Below are 22,849 nucleotides of genomic sequence, written 5' to 3'. Positions count from 1 at the left end.
CTCCTGGCTTCAGTCGGGCTATTGGCTGACCAGTGGTCAGCCCCGGTAATGCTTAACGGTAAATTAGCGTCGGTAGCCACAGCGAGATGGCCGGAATAAAGGTCACTAACAGCAAGGCGATGACCAGCGGCACCAGGAAAGGCAGCGTGCCACGCATGCACTTTTCAAAAGAGATGCCGGACACTCGCGACAGTACATACAGCACCATACCGACCGGCGGCGTTAACAAGCCGATCATCAGGTTGAGCACCATGATTACGCCGAAGTGCACCGGATCGACACCGGCGGTAACGGCCACCGGCAACAGTACCGGCACCAGGATGGTGATCGCCGCAATGGTCTCCATAAAGCAGCCCACTACGATCAGCACCAAGTTGATAATGATCAGCGTGGCGATGGGATTGTCGGCAAATGGACCGAGCAGAGTAACCACATGCTGAGTGACCTGGTTGCTGGTCAATATCCAGGCAAATATCGAGGCACCAGCGACGATCAACAGGATCACGGCAGTGGTTTCGATCGTTTCCATGCTCACCTTGAGCAGGCGGCGCCAGGTCAGGTTACGATAAACCACTCCCCCCAGCACCAAGGCGTAGACCACCGCAGCAATCGCCGCTTCGGTAGGCGTGAAGGCCCCCGTCATGATGCCGCCAACGATGATGACCGGCGTTAATAATGATAAAAAGGCACGCTTGAACGTATGACCAAGCACCGGAAGCGAGAACACCGCATCGCGGGTATAGCCGCGGCGCCGGGATATGATCGTGATCATGGCCATGAGCACCAGCCCCATCAACAGGCCCGGCACCAGACCGGCGACGAACAGCTGGCCGACCGACACTGAAGCCATTACGCCATAGATAACCATTGGCAGACTCGGCGGAATAATCGGGCCGATGGTCGAAGACGCCGCGGTGATCCCCACCGAGAACCCCTCGTCGTAACCGGCATCTTTCATGGCCTTGATTTCAATGGTACCCAGCCCCCCAGCATCGGCGACTGCGGCGCCGGACATGCCGGAAAAGACGATGCTGGCGCCTACATTGACGTGACCCAGGCCGCCCCGCATCCAGCCCATCAACGCCTTGGCAAAATCAAATATCCGCACGGTAATGCCGCCGTTATTCATCAGATTACCGGCGAGTATAAAAAACGGAATCGCCAACAGGGGAAAGCTGTCGACGCCGTTGATCATGCGGTGCATCACCACCACATCGGGCACTCTGCCGGTCAGCAGCACATACAGCAGGCACGAGCCAGCAAGACTAATAGCGATCGGCACCCCCATCACCAGCAGAGTGAAGAGCGCCGCAAACAGGAACAGTAAATAGTGCTGAGTGGCGGCCAGGGCGATACAGCCGAGTATCGCGACAGCCGCAACCAATGGCGGCACTATCGCACCGCCGCGCCTCACAGCCAGAATGTTGGGCATTGGGGTGATCTCCGAGAGAGTAGCGTGTTGGCGTATTGTTATTGGGTATTGAGCAGTTCACTGGTGCCCGAGCGCCAGTGACGAATAGCCACCTGCACCCCTCTCACCAGCATGAGGATAAAGCCCACCATCACTAGGTAGTAAAGCCAGCTTTTAGGGATGTCCACCGAGGCCATCATGGCACTGGTGCGATTAGCCAGTTTGAAGGTGATCCAGGCCATGCTGGCGAAGAAAGCAATATTGATCAGGTCTACCAGTGTCGACATTACGCGACCCAGCCACCCCGGCATGTAGCGATAGAAAAATTCCACAGCGATATGCGACCCTTTTCGCACCGCCATGGTGCTACCCATAAAGCCCACCATGACCAATAGATAGCGCGCCATCTCCTCCGTCCAGGCGATGGAATTACCCAGCACATAGCGGCTGAAAAACTGCATAAAGACATCCAGTGCCAGCAGCCAGAAGATCCCAAGCGTCAGGAAATCCTCCAGGGCATAGTCATGGATGTTGAAGGAATCATCGTCGAGACCTGCGAGGCTGGTCTCGTCAGTGGGCTCAGTTTGGCTCATGGAAGGCTCCCGCTTCGCCCCACCCAAGGCTTGGGCGGGGCGAGTCTTGGTCTACGAAAAAAACGATCCCGGAAACGTATGGCTTCTGGAAAAACCAGGCCTCACGGCATTACTGGCCGATCGCCTGAAGACGATCGTAGGTTTCCTGATCCCATGTCGCCGCTTCACCGTTATGGGCCGGAATCGTAGCTTCGCGGAAGGGTTCGATATCCACCTCATTGACGGTCACACCCTGCTCTTCGAACCAAGCCACCAGCTCTTCCTCGGATTGAAGAATGTCCTGGGTGATGCGCTGACCCGCTTCGGTGTAGACCTCACGGAAAATCTCGCGGTCTTCCTCGGAAAGACGGTTCCACAGCGGGCCACCGGCAATGGTAATCAGCGAGTCGGTAATATGTCCGGTCAGGTTGATGTAGTCCTGTACCTCATGAAACGCTTTGGCGCGAATGGTCGGCAGCGGATTCTCTTGGGCATCCACGACGCCCTGCTGTAGCGCCAAATAGACTTCAGCGAAAGCGATAGGGGTTGGGTTAGCGCCCACCGCTTCGGGGAACATCATGTACATGGGGGCATTGGGCGTACGTATTTTTAGGCCTTCCATGTCTTCAGGCGTATTGATCGGTTCGTTGGACGTTACATGACGGCGGCCGTAGTAATTCATGGCTAACGGTACGTTACCAGTTTCATCCTGGTAGCCCTGGGCGATTTCATCGAACAAATCGCTATCGGCGTAAGCCTGCCAATGCTCAAAATCGCGGAACATATAGGGTGCGCCAGCAATGCCTACCGGGCCATAGAAGCGCCCTGCAAACTGGTTGCCGGTGTAGATCAGATCGACGGTACCCAGCTGTAGCCCTTCGTTGATATCCGATTCCTTACCAAGCGACGACGCTGCATGCACATTGATTGCATAACGGCCGTCAGTGCGTTCCTCGATTTCATCCGCTGCCCAAAGCGCCCACTCGTGGTAGGGCTCGGATGTCTCGTAGACGTGAGCGAAGTTGAGTTCTTCCTGCGCATGCACAGCGCCGGTCACTGAGAGCCCCCCGGCGATTAGCGTGGCCGTTAGCAGGCGGGCCATTTTCAGCGAGTGTTGGCGTTTGTGGCTCATCGTGTACTCCTCATAACCATTGGATTTATTGTTGGCTATTGTGATCTGTAGTTAATTATTAGGTGAACAGTGGTATACGACGTAACCGACCATAGAGCTGTATACGTGTCATACCACCCATTTCAAACCTAGTTGGTCGCCTACCATTGCGCAACCTTCTCACTCAGGATTTTCATCGTGCCGATGACGATTTAGGCGAAGACTGAACTGATCATGTAAGCGCACGAGCAGCTGTGGATCGCCAAAGCCACCCGCTTTGGTCATCACACGGCGCCGGGGGTCGCCATCGATATAGCCGAGCGCCACGCCAGGTGAACACTCGGCTTCAACGCCAATATGGCTCACGCCTAGCCGAGACAGCACGGCCATGGCGATATCTCCACCGGTTAAAAACAGCAGGCTCTCCTCATCCTGCTGCCAGTGCGAGGTGATCGACGCCACCTGGGCGGCCATCGCCCCGGACACTTCACCGGCCGTACGCTGGGTGCCGGATTCTGGCACCACCACGCAGGCATTTGAAGCACGGGTAGCGAACTTATCAGCGCTCACTTCAATAACGCTCAAATGGGAGAAGTGCTGGCGCAGCTGCATCAGTTGCTCCGCAGCGCGAGCGCTTCTCGACCCCACGGCATAAAGCACTTTATTGACGTTGTGGAGCGTTCGACACGGCGACTCAGGTGCTCCAAAGCAGCGTTGAGCCATCGCCGTTGCCAATCCCGCCGCACCCGCCATGGCATGGTGACTGTCGGTATCCATAAGGTTATAAACTGCTGCAAGCTCCTCATCGCTCTCGGCATCAGCGATATAATCTTCGCTGGGGAGCGATGTTGCCTGCCCCGGGCGATAGCGCTGCAGGGGCAAGCCACCGGCGGCAAAAGCGACATCGATGGGGCCTGCCAGCGGCGCTGAGCGGGCATCCTGCTGGTAGTCTGTTTCTGCCAGTGGCAGACCATCCACCCATACTTCTGCGTCGCGAACGGTCCTACCCTGGGCGGGCACCGCAGGCGCCAGCAGCAGGGGCAAACCAAGCGCTTCTCGCAGCGCTTTACACTCAGCCACTACTTGGCCACGCAGGGTCGAATCGACTTTCTTGAACCACTGCTGAGGCGCTACTCGCCTGAGTAAACACACTGCTTCACTTACCCGAAGCGCCGACTCCTCGGCCTTTAAATGACGGGATTCGGTATTCACGGCGATAACCGCTGGCCACTGCCCTTGCCACGCATCAAGCGTTGTTGCTAATGCCTCCAGGCTGATCACCACGCGGGCATCTGCGCCCCGCGCGGCAAACGGAGCGGCAGTATCCAGCGCGCCCGAAAGATCGTCGGCAATAATCGCCAATCGGCAGCTACTCATGCTTTGGCGCCACTGGCTAACCGCCGGGCATAGGCAATCGCAGACCCCATATTGGTGGCATCGGCTTTGCCCTGCCAGGCAATATCAAAGGCGGTGCCGTGATCCACCGAGGTGCGCTGAAGCGGTAAGCCGAGGCTGACATTCACCGTAGTATCAAAAGCAATCAGTTTGACGGGGATATGGCCCTGGTCGTGATACTGGGCGATAACCAAATCGAACTCGCCTTTTGAGGCGCGGTAAAACACCGTATCTGCCGAGATAGGCCCGCTCACATCAAAACCACGCTCGCGCAAGCGCTCCACCGCTGGGGCGATACAGCGGCTATCTTCATCGCCAAAAATACCGCCTTCGCCGCAATGCGGGTTGAGGCCTGCCACGGCAATGCGCGGCGCCTTCATGCCCAACGCTAGCAAGTGCGCATGCCCCGCCTCAACGGTGGCAATGATGCGTTCGGGGGTGACTCGATCGATCGCATCGCGTAGTGACACGTGGGTGGACACATGCAGCGTCGAGAGCGTCTTAGATGCCAGCAGCATAAACGATGAGGGCGCGCCGGTCAGCGACGCCAGCATCCCGGTGTGGCCATCATAGTGGTGCCCGGCTTCATGCAGCGCCGCCTTGTTCAGCGGCGCGGTGACGATCACCTGGGCCTGCCCCGACTGCACCAATTCCACGGCTTTGTGAACGCAGCGAAACGCCATATCCCCCGCCCCGGCGCTGATTTGGCCATCGGGAATCTCAGCACCTTCTGGCATCTCGACCATACCAACCGCTACATGGTCCTTACCGCTTTCTGCCTGCTCTAGTGGCACGAATTCAAGCGCGGCGCCAATACTTGCCGCTGCCCGGCGATAAATCGCTGGGTCACCGATGACCATCGTTGTGGCGCGCTCAACAGCGGACATAGCACTCAAGGCGCGGCAAATGATTTCGGGGCCGATACCGGCAGGATCGCCCATGGTGATCGCGATTTCATAACAGCGTGGAGAGCTATTCATGGCATTAGCTGCCCGCCGTTGACCTCGATGATCTGACCGGTGACATAACCACTCAGCGTTTCTGTTCCGAGGAAAACATAAGCCCCGACACACTCTTCCGACGTGCCTAACCGGCCCATGGGGATCGATGCCCGCGCTGCGTTGAGATGCGCCTCGCTTGAGTGACGATCATGAAAATCGGTAGCAATCGTGCCAGGGGCAACGGCATTAACGCGAATATTATCTCCCGCCAGTTCCTTGGCCATATTACGCGTGATCGTACTCACAAAGCCTTTTGCTGAGGCGTACAGGCCAGCGCCACCCCCGCCGCCATTGCGTGCGGCAATCGAGGTGGTGTGAATGATATTTCCGCCGCCTGCGCGGCGAAAATGCGGCAGCGCCGCCCGGCTGGCCATAATCACCGAGCGGACATTAAGATCCATGACCCGGTCATACTGGTCATCGTCCATCTCATCTAAGCCAACACGGCCCAGCATGTCGCCAGCGTTATTGATCAACAGGTCTAAACCACCCAGACGTTCGGCGGCATCGTCGACGAGTTTTTGGGTCTCGCGGGTGTGGCTGACGTCTGCTTTCAGGGTAAAAGCGTCCCCACCCGCATCGCGAATCGCCTGAGCCACTGTTTCAGCGGGGGCTTCACTGCTGTGATAGTGCACCGCTACGTGGGCTCCTAATGCCCCCAGCTGTTTCGCAACCGCCGCGCCAATGCCACGGCTGGCACCGGTGATCAATACTCGCTTACCTTTCCACTCGTCTAACATGAAATTCTCCTTAACACTTTTTGTTTTATGGTGAGCGCTGTGCTTAGCGCCACCGTCTTTATCCAGATAGATTTAACTATCGACCCGAAATGGAACGGTGCGCTAAAGTAAGCCATGAACTGGCATACCTGTCATACAACACGACATCTATAACATGATAGGCGATGGCTTGTTTAGCGCCAGTCGCCTACCACTGCTAACGATTAAAACTAATTCTAAGAACGAATGGAGAAGCACATGAAGCCACTTTCATCGACGGATACACTTCCCGCCGACCTGGGTAACGCGCTGCTGGTTGGCCGCGTTTGGCTGGAAGGCAGCCATCCCGGCCCCGCGCTAGTCACTGTCAACAACGGCCAGGTGATCGACATTACCGCCTTTGGCCCCACCATGGCTGACCTGCTGGAACGCGACGACCTACAAGCGGTAGTGCAGCAGGCGGAAGGCCCCCATCTGTGCAGTGTTGAGGCACTGCTGGAAAACTCTCAGCTACCCCAGCCACAAGCGCCCTACCTGCTTGCGCCTTGTGATGTGCAGGCCGTTAAAGCGTGCGGCGTCACCTTTGCCGTTAGCCTTTTGGAGCGAGTGATCGAAGAGCAAGCGGGCGGCGACCCGGCGCGGGCAGTTGCACTGCGTGAGGATCTTCAAGCACTGATCGGCACAGATCTTTCCAAGATGGTGCCGGGTTCTGAAGAGGCGATGTCGCTGAAAAAGGCGCTTCAGGCACGCGGAGGGTGGTCACAATACATGGAAGTCGGCATCGGCCCCGATGCGGAGGTGTTCACCAAATCCCAGCCGCTCTCATCGGTGGGTTTTGGCACGCCTGTAGGCTTACACCCCTCTTCTCAATGGAACAATCCTGAACCCGAAATCGTGCTGGCCGTCGATAGCCGTGGGAAAGTTCGCGGTGCCACTCTGGGCAACGACGTCAACCTGCGTGATGTCGAGGGGCGTAGCGCCTTGTTGCTGGGTAAGGCGAAAGATAACAACGCCTCCTGCTCACTCGGCCCGTTCATTCGCCTGTTTGACGATCACTTCGATATCGACAGCGTGCGCAACTGCCAGGTATCGCTACGTATCGAGGGCGAAGACGACGACTTCCTGCTCCAGGGCGAAAGCGATATGCGCGAGATCAGCCGCGACCCGTTGGACTTGGTTAGCCAAACCATCGGCGCCCACCACCAATACCCGGACGGTTTTATGCTGTTCCTGGGCACTATGTTCTCGCCGATTCAGGACCGCGACGGCCAAGGCCAGGGCTTTACCCATCACCTGGGTGATCGCGTCACCATTGCCACCCCAGCGCTGGGCGCACTGGTCAACCGGGTAGGCAGAAGCGATCAGCTACCGCCCTGGACCTACGGCATTCGCGAACTGATGCGCCACCTAGCGCGCCGTTAAATTTCACCCCCACCACGCCAAGGAGAGCACAATGACAACGATTACTCGCGTCGAGATTCAAGACATTCGCTTCCCCACCTCGCGCTCGCTGGATGGCTCGGATGCCATGAATGCCGCGCCGGACTACTCCGCCGCCTACGTCATCCTACACACCGATGACGGCAGCCCCGAAGGGCACGGTCTGACCTTCACGATTGGTCGCGGTAACGAGATTGTCGTCACGGCACTGCAGTCGCTGGCGCCGCTGATTGAAGGGAAAACACTTTCCTCGATAACCGACAATATGGGCACCTTCTGGCGGGAAATCACCGGCGACAGCCAGCTACGCTGGATTGGGCCCGATAAAGGCGCGATTCACTTGGCGACCGCCGCCATCGTCAACGCCGTGTGGGATATGTGGGCGAAGAAAGAAGGCAAGCCGGTATGGAAACTGCTGGTGGATATGACGCCCGAACAGCTGGTGCACTGTCTCGACTTCCGATTTGTGACGGATGCATTAACGCCAGAAGAAGCGATCTGCCTGCTACGCCGCCAGTCATCCGGCAAAGCGGCACGGGAAGCAGAAATGCGCAGTGACGGCTACCCCGGCTACACCACATCAGCGGGCTGGCTGGGTTACAGCGACGAGAAAGTGCGCGGCCTGGCGCGTGAAGCGCTGGCCGAAGGCTGGACGCACTTCAAACAGAAAATTGGCGGCGACATCGAAGAAGACGCCCGCCGTGCAGCGCTGCTGCGCGATGAGATCGGTTGGGACAACGTGCTAATGATGGACGCCAACCAGGTGTGGGAAGTCGACGAGACGATCACCAAAATGCGCCGCCTAGCCGAGTTTGACCCGCTATGGATCGAAGAGCCCACCAGCCCTGACGACATTCTCGGCCACGCCGAGATCCGCCACCGCGTGGCGCCGATTGGTGTCGCCACCGGCGAACACTGCCACAACAAGGTGATGTTCAAGCAGTTCTTCCAGGCGGATGCCATCGACTACTGCCAGTTGGATGCCGCACGCTTGGGGGGGCTAAATGAGGTTATCCTCGTGGTGCTGATGGCCGCTAAATTCGGCGTACCGATTTGCCCCCATGGCGGCGGCGTAGGGCTATGCGAATACACTCAACATATCTCGCTATTCGACTACATTGCGGTATCCGGCAGCCTGGAAGGCCGCGTGCTGGAGTACGTAGACCACCTTCACGAGCACTTTATCGACCCGGTAGTCATCAACCGTGGCCGCTACCAAGTGCCTGAGGCGCCGGGTTACAGCATTGCCATGCACGCAGAATCCCAAGCACAGCACCGCTTCCCCGAAGGCGCAGCCTGGCAGGAAGAGCGTTAATGACCGACACCACCACCTTTTTAAATGAGTTAACCAGCCTGCTCGGCGAGCGCGGTTTACTGCGCGAACCGCACGCCATGGCGCGCTACGTTAGCGACTGGGCAGGCGATACGCTGGGCATGCCGTTGGCCGTGGCTCGCCCAGCTAATACCGCTGAAGTCGCCGAGGTTGCAAAGCGCTGCTATCAACAAGGGATCGCGATGACGCCTCAGGGCGGCCATAGCGGCCTGGTGGCAGGCGCCTTGCCCGCCGCCAGTGGTCAGGAGCTGGTGATCAGCTTGGAACGCCTAAACAATGTGCGCGCCATTGATCCGGTCAACTTCACTATCACGGTAGACGCGGGCTGTATCCTTGAAAACGTTAAGCTGGCCGCCTTTGATCATGACTGCGACTTCCCCCTCTCGCTAGGGGCTCAAGGCAGTTGTCAGATTGGCGGCAATATCGCCACCAACGCGGGTGGACTTAACGTGTTGCGCTACGGCATGATGCGCGAGCTGGTGCTGGGCCTTGAAGTAGTGCTCCCCGACGGCCGTATCTGGGAGAGCCTAAGTGCGCTGCATAAGGACAATCGCGGCTACGACCTTCAACAGCTGTTTCTGGGTAGTGAAGGTACCTTGGGTATCGTCACTGGCGCGGTGTTAAAACTATCACCGCGCCCCACCCAAAACCGGACGGCGCTGCTGGGACTGCCCTCCGTTCAGGCAGTCATTGACCTTTACGGTTTGGCTCGCCGAGAGTGCTGCGATCTGCTAACGGCTTTTGAGCTGATTCCTCGCCGCTGCATCGAGCTGGCAATTGAAGCGACGCCCGAGCTACGCGATCCGCTGGATAGCGCCTACCCCTGGTACGTGCTGATGGAAGTCGCCGCCACAGGCCCCGTGGACCTTACCGCCTTGCTGGAAGCGCTGCTGGAAACCGGCATGGAGCGCGAGCTGGTGCTGGATGGTGCGCTAGCCTCTAGCGACACCCAGTCCGCCCAGCTGTGGCAGTTCCGTGAAAGTATGCTGGAAGGTCAACGGCGGCGCGGCGAGCATCTGCGCACCGATATCTCGGTACCCATTTCGGCGATTCCGGACTTCGTTAGCCGGGCAAGCGAGGTGGTGATGGCGGCGTCCCCCGAGTGCGACATTATTGCCTACGGCCATGTGGGCGACGGCAATCTGCACTTCAATATCCTACCGCCCACGGCAATGGCGGATAGCGATAAGAAAGCCCATCTGCACGAGCTTGAAGAGCGTCTTTTTGAGGTGCTGGATGACTTCCAGGGCAGCATCAGCGCTGAACATGGCATTGGCCGCACCAAGCAAGCACCTTATTTGGCGCGGCTATCGCCGATTGAGCGGGAGATGGTCAGCGGCGTTAAAGCGCTATTCGACCCCAAAGGATTGATGAACCCAGGAAGGATTTTGCCTGCTGCTGGGGAGTAATCCCCAGCATGGTTCACCACTATTTGGTTCATTCGTGCTTGAACCGCTCTGCTAGACCGCGCAGCGCATTGGCGTAAAGCAGCGTATCAATCCCGACACCAACGAAGGTACAGCCCGCGGCGAGATAGCCGCGGGCTGCCTGCTCATCCACCGTGACGATACCCGCTGCCTTCCCCGCAGCGCGTATCTTGTTAATGGCGTCACTAATCGCTTCTGTCACTTCAGGGTGGTTGGCATTGCCGAGATGCCCCATAGACGCCGACAAATCCGCCGGGCCAATAAACACCCCATCGACACCGTCTACTGCAGCGATAGCCTCCAGGTTAGCAAGCGCCTGGTGGCTCTCCACCTGCAGCATGAGGCAGATTTCGTCATCAGCGCGGGAGAGGTAATCTTCTGCCTGCCCCCAACGCGAGGCGCGTGCCAGCACATGACCAACGCCGCGAATACCCTGGGGTGGGTAACGCGTAGCCGCCACTAACTCAGCCGCTTGCTCGGCGGTCTCGACCATGGGGATGAGCAGGTTCTGCACGCCAATATCCAGGTAACGCTTGATCAATACCGCATCGCCGGTGGGCGGGCGAACCACCGGGTGGCTTTGATAGGGGGCCAGCGCCTGCAGCTGAGCAAGCAGGCTGGCGAGATCATTAGGCGTATGTTCTGCGTCAATCAACAGCCAGTCGAAGCCCGCCGTGGCGGCAATCTCAGCGGTATAAGCACTGGTCAAGCCAAGCCAAATGCCCGTTTGGGGTTGGCCCGCCAGTAGCAGTTGCTTAAACGCGTTGTGCGGCATTTTCATACGGGCTCCTTCTGAATTAGTACCCCATGATATCTGGCAGCCAAGTGGCCAATCCAGGCACGGCGATTAACAGCAAAATGGTCGCAATGATCGGCAGCAAGAACGGCAGTATCGCGGTCACCACTTGGCCATAACGCAGCCGGGTAATGCCCACCATTAAAAACAGCACCGTGCCAAATGGCGGCGTAATGACCCCCACCGATAGCGTGATCACCATCACGATACCAAAGTGAACAGGGTCTAATCCGGCGCTTAGCGCTGCGGGCACCACAATGGGGGTAAAAATCAGGATGCTTTCGATCACTGACATAAAGCAACCGATCAATAGGAAGAACAGCGCAAAACAGAGTAGCAGCGCAAACATCGGCATATCGATGCTGGCGACCTGACCCGCTAACGCCTGAGGAATGCCCATGCGCACCAGTATCCAGCCATAAAAGCTGGAGACCGCAATAATCAGCAAGATAACTGCACTGAACATCAGCGTGCGACTGAAGGCGTTAAACAGATCCTTCCAATTCAAATCGCGGTAGATCAGTCCACCTAGAATGGTCGCGTAGAGCGAGGCAATAGCGCCCGCCTCGGTGGGCGTGAAGAAACCGCCCCAAATACCGCCGACGATAATCGCTGGCATCATCAAAGGCAAAATAGCGCGTTTACCGGTGCGGACAACTTCGCAGGCGTCAAAAGGCGTGGGTTTAGGCATCACCACCCTACCGCTGGCAGAGAGCAGCACGGTCATTCCCATCAGCAGCAGTGCCATCAAGATACCCGGCAGTAGCCCCGCCATAAACAGCCCACCAATACTCACATTGGCCAGCCAGCCATAAACGACGAGCGCGATACTGGGCGGCAGAATTGGCCCGATGACGCTAGAGGCGGCAGTGATGCCGGTTGAGTAACCCAACTCGTAGCCACGCTCTTTCATCGCCTTGATTTCGATACTACCCAGCCCGGCAGCATCGGCCACCGCGGTGCCCGACATCGTGGCGAAAATGGAGCTGGCCACCACGTTGGCGTGACCCAGGCCACCCTTGGTAAAACCTACTAAGGCAGTCGCAAAATCAAAAATCCGCGTGGTGGTGGAGCCAATATTCATGATGTTGGCGGCCAGAATAAACAGCGGAATCGCCAGCAGGGTAAAGTTATTGAGGGTTTGCACCATGCGCAGCGGGAGTAACTCGACGGGTAGCCCGCCGGTACCGGTCGCTACCAAGGCGATAAAGGAGGTCACGCCAATGGCGACCACCACGGGCAAGCCAATGGCCATCAGAACTAACAAGCCACCGACGAAAATCAGTAGTTCGGTCATGGTTGAGAGACCTCCTCTTCATGGGACGTTTCCAACCACGCCACCGGGCCGCGCAACGTTTGCCAAAAGGCAATCAGCGCCATGCCCACAAAGCTGAAAAAGATGCCGTAATAGAGGTAGCTGAAACTGATACTTAACGAGACAGTTTTATTGTTGGCGCTCATGTCCGACATGATCCAAGCCCCCCAGGCGGCCAGTGCAAAAAAGCCGCAGGAGATCAGCGCAGTGAGCCGGTACTGGATATTCTTACCCAGCCCGGAAAGCTTATGGCTGAACAAATCGACCACCAAGTGCTCGCTGCGTACCCAGGCGGATAGCGACCCGAAGCCAATCGCGTAAATCGCCAGCATAGACGCCACCTCTTCGGTCCAGGGCATCCCCAGCCCCAGCAGGTCACGGGCAATCACGGCCGCCACGATCAGCAGCAGAATGGCTGCCATCAGCGCCACGCCCACCCCATCGCACAGGCGTGTAACGCCGCGCAGCGTATAGAAAGCAATTCGATCTGGCCCCTTACTGGGCGCTACCGCGTCTTCCACTGGAGAACTCCTTACCCTGACTGCTTTTTAGTCTTACATGAAAACTTATTTGTAATGAAGAAAAGCGACGGCCCGATGGGCCGCCGCAATTTCTGTCCAGCGCGTTTTACTCGCTGTCGTTACCCAGCGCATCTTCACGAACGCCCTCGGCCATGTCAGCCATGACACGATCGATAGCCGGTAACGCTGCCTCGCGGAAAGGCGCAACATCCGGCTCAATGACGGTCATGCCTTCATCCTGCAGGGCTTCCAGATAGAACTCATCGAGATCGCGTTCTTGCTCTGACCCGTACTGGCGTGCCACCTCAATGGCTTCTTCGATCAGCGCTTGATCTTCCTCTTCTAGACCATCCCACCAACGAGAACTAGCTACCCAGCTCCACGGAAACTGCACGTGACTGGTCATGATCAGGTAGTCCTGCACTTCCCATAGACGACGGGTATAAGGCGAGGAGAGCGAGTTCTCGTGGCCATCGACCTGGCCGGTCTGCATGGCGAGATAAATCTCTGGCGCCGGTACGTTGACTACCTGAGCCCCAATCTCTTCCCACACTTCCAACCATACCGGCAACGAAGGCAGGCGCAGGCGGAAGCCATCCAGATCCGCCGGGGAGTGGATCTCTTTATTGGCGGTCATGTGGCGGGGCCCGCGGTGCTGCAGACCAAAGTACTTCAGACCGCCCTGACTTTCTGCTTTCTCGACCAGTGCTTGGCCGGAAGGACTCTCCATATAGGCGTCGACTTCATCCCAAGTAGTGAACACAAAGGGAACCGTAATGGCGTCGTATTCAGGCGCATACTGTTGACGCCAGTTACCACCGGTCAGGGAGAGCTGGGTTTGGCCCAGGTTTAGCAGTTCCAACACTGCATTTTCACCGCCAAGAGAGCCCGCCAAAAAGGGACGCACTTCAAAGCGGCCTGGCGCCTGCTCTTCTAGATACTCAGCAAAGCGTTCCACCGCGGCGCTTTCCGAGCCGCCTTCGCTCATGGTGTTGTTGACTTGAATTTCGATGGGGTTAGCTAAAACGAACGGGGCCGTCGTTAGCATGCCTAGGGTAGCCAGCGTGGCAAGCAATTGTTTCCGCATGGGATCACTCTCTACGGTTGTCGTTATTGGGTGTGCTACTCGTTCGATCTTGAAACAACCCGCCGAGGGGCTCAAATCGACGTTCAAGAAGGCTGGCTTCGTAAAATACGATGGCTAGAAACGCCGGTATGACGCGCTTTTTAACCGAGGCGCTTGCGGCCATACGACCAAAGATGAATACCTGACCGCCTTCGCTGCTCTTTCAAAAGCCCTCTCGATAGGCTGTGAAGGCATACTTCAGCGCCACCGCTCAAGGCATTTTGCCATCACAAAATATTTGCCAGCTTTCACAAAATACGAAGCCATTTGCAGATTCTGCAGCTAGCTCTCAACTGCTTTCTGGGTGAGGTGATCGACCAGATGCCGCGCCGTCACATGCAACGAGGCGTAGCGGCGCATGCCAATCACCAGCTCACGCTGGGCCCAGGGATCGCTAAGGGGGATGCTTTTGAGCTGCAAATCACCCAGATCACGATAGATGGTCTGCTCGGGGAGTACGCCAACGCCCATACCGTGGTGAATCATCCGGCAAATAGCGTCAAAGCTACGTACCTGAATGCGCATACGCAGCGCTTTGCCTGCTAGGTTAGCTTGTTCATTCAACAGTGATTGCAGCGAGGCGTCCTGCTGTAAGCCAATAAAATCGAAGGCCAGCGCTTCGTTAAAAGCGATGCTTTCACGCTCAGCCAAGGGGTGATCCATGGGCGTCATTAACATGAGACGGTCATGTCGATAAGAGAGCTGCTGAAGGTCTGGCGCTGGCACATGCCCGGCGAAAATGCCTATATCCGTCAGGCCATCGCGCACGGCGGCAATGATTTCACTGCTAACCCGCTCCTGCAGATCAATCTTGATTTCAGGATAGAGGCGGGTAAAGGCACTGAGATCCTGAGGGAGAAAAGCAATGATCGCCGAGGTATTGGAGTGGATACGCACATGGCCGCGCACGCCTTCTCCGTACTCGCTGAGTTCCGCATGTAGGCGCTCGATGTTATCCATAATGCGCCGAGCATGGTGCAAAAACGCCTGGCCCGCAGGAGTGAGCTCCACACCTCGCGGGCGGCGATACAGCAGCGACGTGCCGACCAGCGCTTCCAGATCGCTTATTCGCTTGCTCACTGCAGCGAGTGCTAAGTGTTCTCGCTCGGCTGCAGCGGTCAGGCGGCCTTCGTCCGCTACGGAAATAAACAGCTTGAGGGTGACAAAATCGAAGCGGCGCATGACACATGACTCCCAAAGGACAGGCGGATTATGCTAACGCACCCCTTCGCTAACCACGAACCCTTTGTTACCGATTGCCTAATTGTCGCTCTGGATCGGCTCACGCATGCTGACAATGAATGATGATAACGATAAATAGAGGAAAGCCTTAATGAATGCTCCCGAAGCCCGCCAGCTTCCGCTCCAAGGCTTGAAAGTGCTTGAGCTTGGGCAACTGATTGCGGGGCCTTTCGCCACCAAACTACTGGGTGAATTCGGTGCCGATGTGATTAAAATCGAACCACCCGGCACCGGCGACCCACTTCGCAAATGGCGAATGATAGAGGATGGCACCTCGCTCTGGTGGCACGTCCAGACCCGCAACAAGCGCTCGGTGGCGCTGGACTTGCGCAGTGAAGAGGGCCAACAGCTGGTGCGACAGCTCGCCGCCGAGGCTGACGTGGTGGTGGAGAACTTCCGCCCCGGCACGCTAGACAACTGGGGGTTGGGCTGGAAAGCACTCTCCCAACTCAACCCACGGCTGATCATGGTGCATATTTCCGGCTACGGGCAAACGGGTCCCTACCGCGACAAGCCCGGGTTTGGCGTCATAGGCGAAGCCATGGGCGGACTGCGTTACCTCACCGGTCAGCCGGGCGAGCCTTCGGTGCGCGTAGGAGTCAGCATTGGTGACTCGCTTTCCGCGCTCTACGCCGTGATTGGTACCCTGCTGGCACTCCAGGAGCGCAACCGCAGTAACCTGGGTCAAGAGATCGACGTCGCGCTGTATGAGTCGGTGTTTGCGATGATGGAGAGCCTGCTGCCGGAATTCGATGCCAGCGGCCAGAATCGCGAACCCAGCGGCAGCGCCCTGCCCGGCATCACCCCTTCCAACGCCTACCGCTGCCAAGGCGGCGATTACGTACTAATCGCCGGTAACGGCGATAGTATCTTCAAGCGCTTAATGGGCGTTATTGGCCGTGATGATCTCGCCAACGACTCGGCCCTGGCCCACAACGATGGACGCAGCCAGCAAGCCGAGATGATTGATGCCGCCATTCAAGCATGGACGGCAGAGCGCCCACGGGATGCCATTTTACAGGCGCTGGATGAAGCCCGTGTGCCCGCAGGCTACCCCTACACGGCGGAAGATATCGCCTTTGATCCCCACTATTTGGCGCGGGAGATGATTCAAACCTTCACTCGCCCCAACGGTAAACCGCTAAAAGTACCCGGCGTATTGCCAAAGCTTAGCGCTACGCCAGGGCGAATCGGCGACGGCGGCCCCACCCTTGGCCAGCATACCGACGACGTGTTGGATGAGCTGGGTATTGATCACGAAACCCGCGCCAAGCTGCGCCAAGCGGGCATCATCTAGGGAGCTTTTTTATGAAGTTGGTAACACCTTGCCCCACCAAAATCGAGATTAACGAAGTTGCCCCCCGGGACGGCCTGCAGATTGAGGCTCGGTTTGTGCCCACGGAAGAGAAGATCCGCTGGATTGACGCGCTTTCTACCACTGGTCTGCGCCGCATTGAGGCAACCTCGTTTACGTCGCCTAAAGCGATCCCCAACCTGCGTGATGCCGCTGAGGTGGTGACCGGCATTCAACGCCAGGAGGGCGTCGATCTCACCGTACTGGTACCCAACGTAAAAGGCACCGAACGGGCGCTGGGCTGCCAAGTGGATGAGATTAATCTGGTGATGTCTGCCAGCAATAGCCATGGCTTAGCTAACCTGCGCATGGCGCCGGAACAATCTCTTGAACAGTTCGCAGCTATTTTGGAACTGACACAGGGTAGCGGCGTTTTTATCAATGCATCGCTTTCCACGACCTTCGGTTGCCCCTTCGAAGGCGAAGTGCCCGAAGCGCGGGTACTTGAGCTCATTGAACAACTTATCGACCTTGGCATTCAGGGAGTTACACTCTGTGACACCACCGGTATGGCTAACCCTGCGCAGGTCAAACGCCTGTGTGAAGCCGTGCTTAAGCGCTGGCCAGAAACGCCGTTCACGCTGCACTTCCACAACACCCGCGGCATGGGCTTAGCCAATGCACTGGCGGCGTGGCAGGCGGGCATCAACCGCTTTGATGCTTCATTAGGTGGGCTAGGCGGCTGCCCCTTCGCCCCCGGCGCTAGCGGTAATGTATGCACCGAAGATCTGGTGCATATGTTTGAAGCCATGGGCGTCGATACCGGTGTCGATCTGGATGCACTGCTTGAAGTCGCCGCCACCCTCCCCAACCTTATCGGCCACGATGTGCCGGGGCAGGTGGTCAAAGCCGGGAAATCGACCCGGCGTTATGCGATGCCATAAGTTCATGCCTAATGCTCAAACCTGAGGTTAGGCAGGCCCAATCACATGCTTCACTTCCAGATAAGCACTCAACCCCCAAGGGCCAAGTTCACGCCCAATGCCGCTACGCTTAAAGCCGCCCCAGGCGGTTTCAGGTAGCACGAGTTGCTCGCTGTTGTACCAGATGCTACCGGCTTTCAACTGACGGCCAATGCGCTTGGCACGCTCTGGGTCACCGCTGATGACAGTTGCCGCTAGGCCAAAAGCACTGTCGTTGGCGAGTCGAATCGCTTCGGCTTCACTTGTCACGCTGCGGGCGCAGAGCACCGGGCCGAAAACCTCCTCTTTCCACAGGCGGCTCTCAAGCGGTACATCGCGATAAAGCGTGGGGGCCAGGAAGTAGCCCTGGGTCGGCAACGTGCGGTGCGTCGCATCGCGCACGACTGTCAGTCCTTCCTGTTCGGCCAGATCCAAATAGCGTTGCACGGCGTCGCGCTGTTTGGCGCTGGTCAGCGGGCCTAAGTCGATGCCTTCGGCTAGCGGGTCGCCTAGCGTTAGCGCATCCATTCGCTCTCCAAGCGCGGCATAGAGTGCTTCCGCTACGTCTTCGTGTACCAACAGGCGCGAAGTTGCTGAGCAGATTTGTCCGGCATTGAAGTAAATGCCCGCCATTACCCAGTCAGCGGCTTGCGCCGGGTCGGCATCTTCCATCACTAAAATGGGGGATTTGCCGCCTAGTTCCAGCGACACGCTCGCGGTGCGGGCACTAGCCGACTGCATGACCGCTTCACCCACGCGATTACTTCCGGTAAAGGAGATTTTATCCACGCCTGGGTGGCTGGTGAGCGGTGCGCCGATACCCTCACCGTCGCCGTTAAGCAAGTTGAGCACACCCGCGGGCAGGCCAATCTCCAGGGCGATTTCTGCCAGCACTAACTCAGGGAGCGGTGTCACTTCGGATGGTTTAAGCACAGCGGTACAACCGGCTGCCAAAGCAGGCGCTAGCTTCCAGGCGCTGGTGACGAGTGGGAAATTCCACGGCGCAATCAGCCCCACCACGCCCACAGGGTCATGATAGGTACGCGCTTCAACACCCCCCATTTCCACACTGACTAACTCACCCTGACGGGCATCCAACGCTTTAGCCTGCTTGGCATAGTAGCGGTAGCAGGCAATAGCATCTTCCAGGTCGATCCCCGCCTCCGCTAATGGCTTGCCATTGTTGGTCGCCGACAGCGTGATAATCGAGTCACGGCGGGCTTCCAGTGCATCGGCGAACCCTTCCAAATACTCTGCACGTGCGGCACCACCCAACGCCTGCCAATCAGGCTGCGCCTGCTGGGCCGCTGTTACGGCGGCGGCTACATCCGCGGCATCTCCCGCAGTAACCTGAGCAATGCGTTCTTCGCGGTAAGGGTTCATCACATCGAGGAGTCGAGTGCCCGCTGAAGCGACCCACTGGTTATTGATAAATTGCTTATCAAGTATAGAAGCGTGTTCTATTTTAGATGTCGTAGGCACGATTAAGGCTCCTTAAAGCTCGTGTTGGCGAAGCCAATCATCGATGAGCGTTGTGAGATGCTGGCCGCTAAAGCTGGGGAAATGGCCGCCGTGCACGGTGCGGACGGGCAGCGTGCGCAGCCGCCGCATGCTGGCAGCGTAGTCGGTAAGATCGCTGTGCCAGAGGTCTTCAATGAGCGGGCCATCGTAAATCAGATCGCCCGAAATCAGCGTCTGGGTGGCCGCCTCCCACAGGGCGATGCCGCCGGGGGAGTGACCAGGGGTATGGATCACCTCCCACTGACGGTTCCCCAGGTCCAGTATTTCGCCATCCGCCAGCGGGCACACCTGCTGCGGTGCCGTGATGCGGTAGCGGCTGTGCGAATAAGGCTTGGCAGGGAGCGCCTCAAACATGTCATCGCTGAGAAACTGGTCAGCCAGGGTGCGCGTGTTGTCAGGTGAGGCCAGGATGTCCTCCTCGGCGGCATGCACATGGCAACAGCCAAACTCGTGGGCAGCGCCGATATGGTCAAAGTGCGTGTGGCTGGCCACCGCCAATAGGTCACGCTCGGCAAGCTGCGCCACGTGCTGGCGTAGCGGCACCGCGCCCAAGCCAAAGTCCACGACCATGCCCCGCTTGCTGCCCTGGACATGCCAGATATTGCAGCGATAAAACGGCTTGATCCACGGTTCGTCGATCAGGGTGATACCGTCCGCCTTGCTGTCGGTACGGTACCACTGCTGTGCATTGATGCGCTCAAGGCTCATGCGGGCACCCGCTTGGCGAGCGCAACCTTGCTGATCACAAAATAGAGCGCGCCGGTGATCACGAAAACCGGCAGCGACGCGCCAAAATCAAGCGGTGCGACCCAGTTCCAGTAGTAAGCCAGTAACGCGCCGACCGCGTAGCTGCCCAGCGCCAGCCAGTTGAAGGCGGGAAGGCTATGTTCAGCCTGGATCAATTGTGCCGAGGTATAGCGTTGGCGACCCAGCAGGTAGTAATCCACGATCATCAGGGAAAAGGCCGGTATAAAGACGCTGCCGATAATCAATAGGAAGGTCTGGAACTGGTCAAGAATGCCGGGGATCAGCGCGCCTACCACTGACACCACGCCAATGATCAACGCCGGTTTCCAGAACGGCACCTTGGGACGCACGCTCATAAACGAAAGCGTCGCGCTGTAAACACACATCACGTTGGTGGTGAGTACCGAGAAGAAAATCACCAGCGCCGCTGGCAGCCCAAACCCGAAACCACTCAGCAGGGCCGTGGGATCGTAGGTCTGCTCCATGCCTTCCGCGATGGATAGCGCCGAGACCGTGGCACCCAACCCCATGGCAATCAAGGTGGCCGTCACATAGCCGCCCCAGGTGCCGACGACCGCCGCCTTCAGTGTGCGGCAGTGGCGATTGTAGTCCGCCGCCAGCGGTATCCAGGAAAAAGCAGTGGCCACGACGATATCGAAGATCACGCCGCCACCCAGTACACCTTCCGGCTCTAACTGGGTAATACTCGGCAGGTCGTAATGGCGATTGAGCGCAAAAAGCACCACCGCCGATAGCCCCACCATTAACAGCGCCGCGATTTTCTCGACCTTTTCAATGCCCAAGTGTCCGCGAAGCGCGATCAGCACCACCAACGATTCGCACAGCACCGTAAACAGCGCCACGTTGGAGTAACCGGTCAGGCTTTCCACGGCGTAGTCCAGACTCATGCCGGCGAGTAGCGCCTGAATCCAGCTCCAGGCGATCAGCGCCAATAGATTCACCCAGGCGGGGAAATTAGCGCCTTTTCTGCCAAAAGTCCCTCGCGCCAGCACCATGGTGGTCATGCCGGTTTGCTGGCCCATCACCCCGATCAATACCAGCGGGATAATGCCGATCGCCGAACCAATCAATATCAGCAGCATCGCATGCTGAAAGGTCAGATCAGGGACTAAAAACATGCCGGTCAGGATGGTGGTGACCACCACATTGGCGCCGAGCCACAGCGCAAAGGTTCCCGGCAGCCCAAGGCTGTGTTCAACATCGTCGGCAGATAGGGTGTCTTGGCCGAGCACATGATTATTCTTCATTGTTATCTCCTGTTGATATCAGGCTTTTCTGCCAAGCAGCGGCGTCAATTTCGATCAGTAAAGGCCCGCTCGTTTCGCGATTGGCGAGCGCCTCGGCAAACTCGGCGGGGCTTTCTACCAGTATGCCGGGGCAACCAAAGCCTTCGGCCAGGGTGAGAAAGTTGGGTGCCTGAATATCCACGCCTAAGCGGGCCACACCGTTGGCGTCCATATAACGACGGATCTCTTCGTAGCCGGCGTTGTGCCACAGCACAATCACCACCGGCAGGCGCGCTTCTACGGCGGTTGCCATTTCCGAGAGGGTAAACATCACCCCACCATCACCAACGAGAGCCACCACGGGCAGCTCAGGCCGTGCCAGCTGGGCACCCAACGCCGCCGGTAGCCCATAGCCCAAGGTGCCGTAACCCGTTGAGGCATTGAAGTAGCGCCTGGGCGCCGGCTGGCTGACCAAGTGATTACCGGCATATACCGGTGCGGTGGAATCGCCCACCAGGATCGCCTCGGGGAGATAATCAGCCAACGTTTTATAAAGCGGCACAAAGTCAGTAAAGGCAGGGTCGTTGACCAAATTAAGCGCGCCCAACGCTGCGGCGGTTCGCTCCATGCCTTGACGCTTCAGCGGCTCAGGACAGTGACCAAGCAGAAGCGCCAAGCTGCGCCCGGCATCGCCCACCAGTCCCAGCGTTGTACGCTGATTGCGTACCAACTGCTCGGGATCAAGGTCGATACGAATCAGCGTGCCGTTGAGGTGGAAGCCATCGTCAAAAACGACGTCATAGTCAGTCTCACCCAGCTCGGTACCTATCGCCAGAATGACATCCGCCTTGGCAGCTAGCTCACGAACGGCGGGCAGCGCGGCATTGGCGCCTAAGTCCAGAGGGTGATCACGGCCAAGCAGCCCCTTGGCGTTGATGGTTGTTACCGTGGGGGCATCCAGTTGTTCAACTAATGCTCTTGCGGCTTCCGGCGCTGAAGCGCAGCCCCCGCCCAATAGCACCAGAGGCTGCTTCGCCGCTTTTAGCAAGCGTGCAGCCTCGGCCAAGCCTTCTGGATCAGGCGCCGCGCGGTAAAGTGTGGGCGCTTGCCAACTGGCCGGCACATCCACTGGGGCATTAAACAGATCGATAGGGATTTCGATATGCACCGGGCCTGGACGCGCCCCGTTAAAAATGGCAAAGGCGCGGGCCAACACGTCGGGCAGTGTGTTGGCGTCCAGCAGCGTGTGGCTAAACCGCGCCACGCCGCTGATCATCTGCTGTTGGCTGGGCAGCTCGTGCAGCCGCCCTTGGCCTAAGCCCAGCGTATCGCGACGGTTGACGCTGGAGATCACCAGCATGGGGATGGAGTCCGCCAGGGCTTGGCCCATAGCGGTAGCAATGTTGGTCATGCCCGGGCCGGTGATAATCAGGCACACTCCCGGTTGGCCGCTGGCACGGGCATAGCCGTCGGCCATAAACCCCGCGCCCTGCTCATGGCGCGGCGTTATATGCTGAACATCGCTGCCTTCCAGCCCGCGATAAAGCTCTACCGTATGCACGCCGGGGATGCCGAACAGAACGCTCACCCCGTAAGTCTCCCGTAGCAGCCGAATGAGTAGCTCAGCACAGGTCACTGTGGATCGTTTACGTGCTTCTTCAACGCTCAT

At 58.1% G+C, this 22,849-nt stretch carries 20 protein-coding genes; 5 read left to right on the top strand and 15 right to left on the bottom strand.

Features of this window, described 5'->3' with window-relative positions; translation table 11 throughout:
- Positions 1-52: 52 nt before the first annotated feature.
- From KO116_RS04045 to KO116_RS04020, 6 genes are all read right to left on the bottom strand, one after another.
- A complete protein-coding gene (locus KO116_RS04045; protein ID WP_035561374.1) occupies positions 53-1,432 on the bottom strand; it encodes a TRAP transporter large permease in 1,380 nt (459 codons plus the stop codon).
- A gap of 38 nt (positions 1,433-1,470) precedes the next feature.
- Positions 1,471-2,004 (bottom strand): TRAP transporter small permease, encoded by a 534-nt coding sequence (locus KO116_RS04040; RefSeq protein ID WP_035561371.1) that lies wholly within the window; start codon positions 2,002-2,004, stop codon positions 1,471-1,473.
- Between the two features lie 109 nt (positions 2,005-2,113).
- Positions 2,114-3,115 carry a sialic acid TRAP transporter substrate-binding protein SiaP gene (locus tag KO116_RS04035; protein WP_035561368.1) on the bottom strand — a complete coding sequence of 334 codons (1,002 nt, stop codon included), beginning with the start codon at positions 3,113-3,115 and terminating at the stop codon, positions 2,114-2,116.
- Positions 3,116-3,274: 159 nt separating this feature from the next.
- Positions 3,275-4,471, bottom strand: coding sequence for a four-carbon acid sugar kinase family protein (locus tag KO116_RS04030; protein WP_035561365.1), 1,197 nt, complete (start codon positions 4,469-4,471; stop codon positions 3,275-3,277).
- On the bottom strand, positions 4,468-5,469 hold the full coding sequence (gene pdxA / locus KO116_RS04025; RefSeq protein WP_035561362.1) for a 4-hydroxythreonine-4-phosphate dehydrogenase PdxA: 1,002 nt from the start codon (positions 5,467-5,469) through the stop codon (positions 4,468-4,470). Before pdxA ends, KO116_RS04030 begins: the two co-directional genes overlap by 4 nt.
- A complete protein-coding gene (locus KO116_RS04020; RefSeq protein WP_035561360.1) occupies positions 5,466-6,230 on the bottom strand; it encodes an SDR family NAD(P)-dependent oxidoreductase in 765 nt (254 codons plus the stop codon). Before KO116_RS04020 ends, pdxA begins: the two co-directional genes overlap by 4 nt.
- A gap of 237 nt (positions 6,231-6,467) precedes the next feature.
- Between KO116_RS04020 and KO116_RS04015 the strand changes: the two genes are divergently transcribed.
- Genes KO116_RS04015 through KO116_RS04005 form a run of 3 tightly spaced genes read left to right on the top strand, consistent with a single transcriptional unit; the run spans position 6,468 to position 10,391 of the window.
- Positions 6,468-7,631 (top strand): fumarylacetoacetate hydrolase family protein, encoded by a 1,164-nt coding sequence (locus KO116_RS04015; RefSeq protein ID WP_035561357.1) that lies wholly within the window; start codon positions 6,468-6,470, stop codon positions 7,629-7,631.
- Between the two features lie 31 nt (positions 7,632-7,662).
- Positions 7,663-8,964, top strand: a complete 1,302-nt coding sequence (locus KO116_RS04010) for an L-fuconate dehydratase (RefSeq protein WP_035561354.1) — start codon at positions 7,663-7,665, stop codon at positions 8,962-8,964.
- On the top strand, positions 8,964-10,391 hold the full coding sequence (locus tag KO116_RS04005; protein ID WP_035561351.1) for an FAD-binding oxidoreductase: 1,428 nt from the start codon (positions 8,964-8,966) through the stop codon (positions 10,389-10,391). The genes KO116_RS04010 and KO116_RS04005 overlap by 1 nt, the downstream gene beginning before the upstream one ends.
- A 28-nt stretch (positions 10,392-10,419) precedes the next feature.
- Here KO116_RS04005 and hpaI read toward each other — a convergent pair whose 3' ends face one another.
- The 5 genes from hpaI to KO116_RS03980 form a co-directional block, all read right to left on the bottom strand.
- Positions 10,420-11,190 carry a 4-hydroxy-2-oxoheptanedioate aldolase gene (gene hpaI, locus KO116_RS04000; protein ID WP_035561348.1) on the bottom strand — a complete coding sequence of 257 codons (771 nt, stop codon included), beginning with the start codon at positions 11,188-11,190 and terminating at the stop codon, positions 10,420-10,422.
- A gap of 16 nt (positions 11,191-11,206) precedes the next feature.
- Positions 11,207-12,502 (bottom strand): TRAP transporter large permease, encoded by a 1,296-nt coding sequence (locus tag KO116_RS03995; protein WP_035561344.1) that lies wholly within the window; start codon positions 12,500-12,502, stop codon positions 11,207-11,209.
- Entirely contained in the window at positions 12,499-13,041 is a 543-nt protein-coding gene (locus KO116_RS03990; RefSeq protein WP_035561340.1) for a TRAP transporter small permease, read from the bottom strand. The genes KO116_RS03995 and KO116_RS03990 overlap by 4 nt, the downstream gene beginning before the upstream one ends.
- A 106-nt stretch (positions 13,042-13,147) precedes the next feature.
- Positions 13,148-14,128 carry a TRAP transporter substrate-binding protein gene (locus KO116_RS03985; protein WP_035561336.1) on the bottom strand — a complete coding sequence of 327 codons (981 nt, stop codon included), beginning with the start codon at positions 14,126-14,128 and terminating at the stop codon, positions 13,148-13,150.
- 321 nt (positions 14,129-14,449) lie between these two features.
- Complete coding sequence (locus tag KO116_RS03980; RefSeq protein ID WP_035561333.1) at positions 14,450-15,349, bottom strand: LysR family transcriptional regulator; 900 nt, start codon at positions 15,347-15,349, stop codon at positions 14,450-14,452.
- A 151-nt stretch (positions 15,350-15,500) separates the two neighbouring features.
- On the opposite strand from KO116_RS03980, the gene KO116_RS03975 reads away from it, so the two are divergent.
- The gene (locus KO116_RS03975) at positions 15,501-16,706 is read left to right on the top strand and encodes a CaiB/BaiF CoA transferase family protein (protein WP_035561330.1); all 1,206 of its coding nucleotides are present in this window, start codon (positions 15,501-15,503) and stop codon (positions 16,704-16,706) included.
- Between the two features lie 11 nt (positions 16,707-16,717).
- Positions 16,718-17,647, top strand: a complete 930-nt coding sequence (locus KO116_RS03970; protein ID WP_035561328.1) for a hydroxymethylglutaryl-CoA lyase — start codon at positions 16,718-16,720, stop codon at positions 17,645-17,647.
- A gap of 27 nt (positions 17,648-17,674) precedes the next feature.
- Here the strand turns inward: KO116_RS03970 and KO116_RS03965 are convergent, their stop codons facing one another.
- Genes KO116_RS03965 through KO116_RS03950 form a run of 4 tightly spaced genes read right to left on the bottom strand, consistent with a single transcriptional unit; the run spans position 17,675 to position 22,849 of the window.
- The gene (locus tag KO116_RS03965; protein ID WP_045812070.1) at positions 17,675-19,147 is read right to left on the bottom strand and encodes an aldehyde dehydrogenase family protein; all 1,473 of its coding nucleotides are present in this window, start codon (positions 19,145-19,147) and stop codon (positions 17,675-17,677) included.
- A gap of 12 nt (positions 19,148-19,159) precedes the next feature.
- Complete coding sequence (locus KO116_RS03960; RefSeq protein ID WP_035561326.1) at positions 19,160-19,894, bottom strand: MBL fold metallo-hydrolase; 735 nt, start codon at positions 19,892-19,894, stop codon at positions 19,160-19,162.
- Positions 19,891-21,201: a purine-cytosine permease family protein gene (locus KO116_RS03955; RefSeq protein WP_035561323.1), complete on the bottom strand. Its 1,311-nt coding sequence runs from the start codon at positions 21,199-21,201 to the stop codon at positions 19,891-19,893. The genes KO116_RS03960 and KO116_RS03955 overlap by 4 nt, the downstream gene beginning before the upstream one ends.
- Positions 21,191-22,849: a 5-guanidino-2-oxopentanoate decarboxylase gene (locus tag KO116_RS03950; protein WP_035561320.1), complete on the bottom strand. Its 1,659-nt coding sequence runs from the start codon at positions 22,847-22,849 to the stop codon at positions 21,191-21,193. The genes KO116_RS03955 and KO116_RS03950 overlap by 11 nt, the downstream gene beginning before the upstream one ends.

The organism is Halomonas sp. KO116, from assembly GCF_000734975.2.
Taxonomy (GTDB): domain Bacteria; phylum Pseudomonadota; class Gammaproteobacteria; order Pseudomonadales; family Halomonadaceae; genus Vreelandella; species Vreelandella glaciei.
The sequence above is the reverse complement of the archived record's forward strand: the minus strand, read 5'-3'. Positions and strand labels throughout refer to the sequence as shown.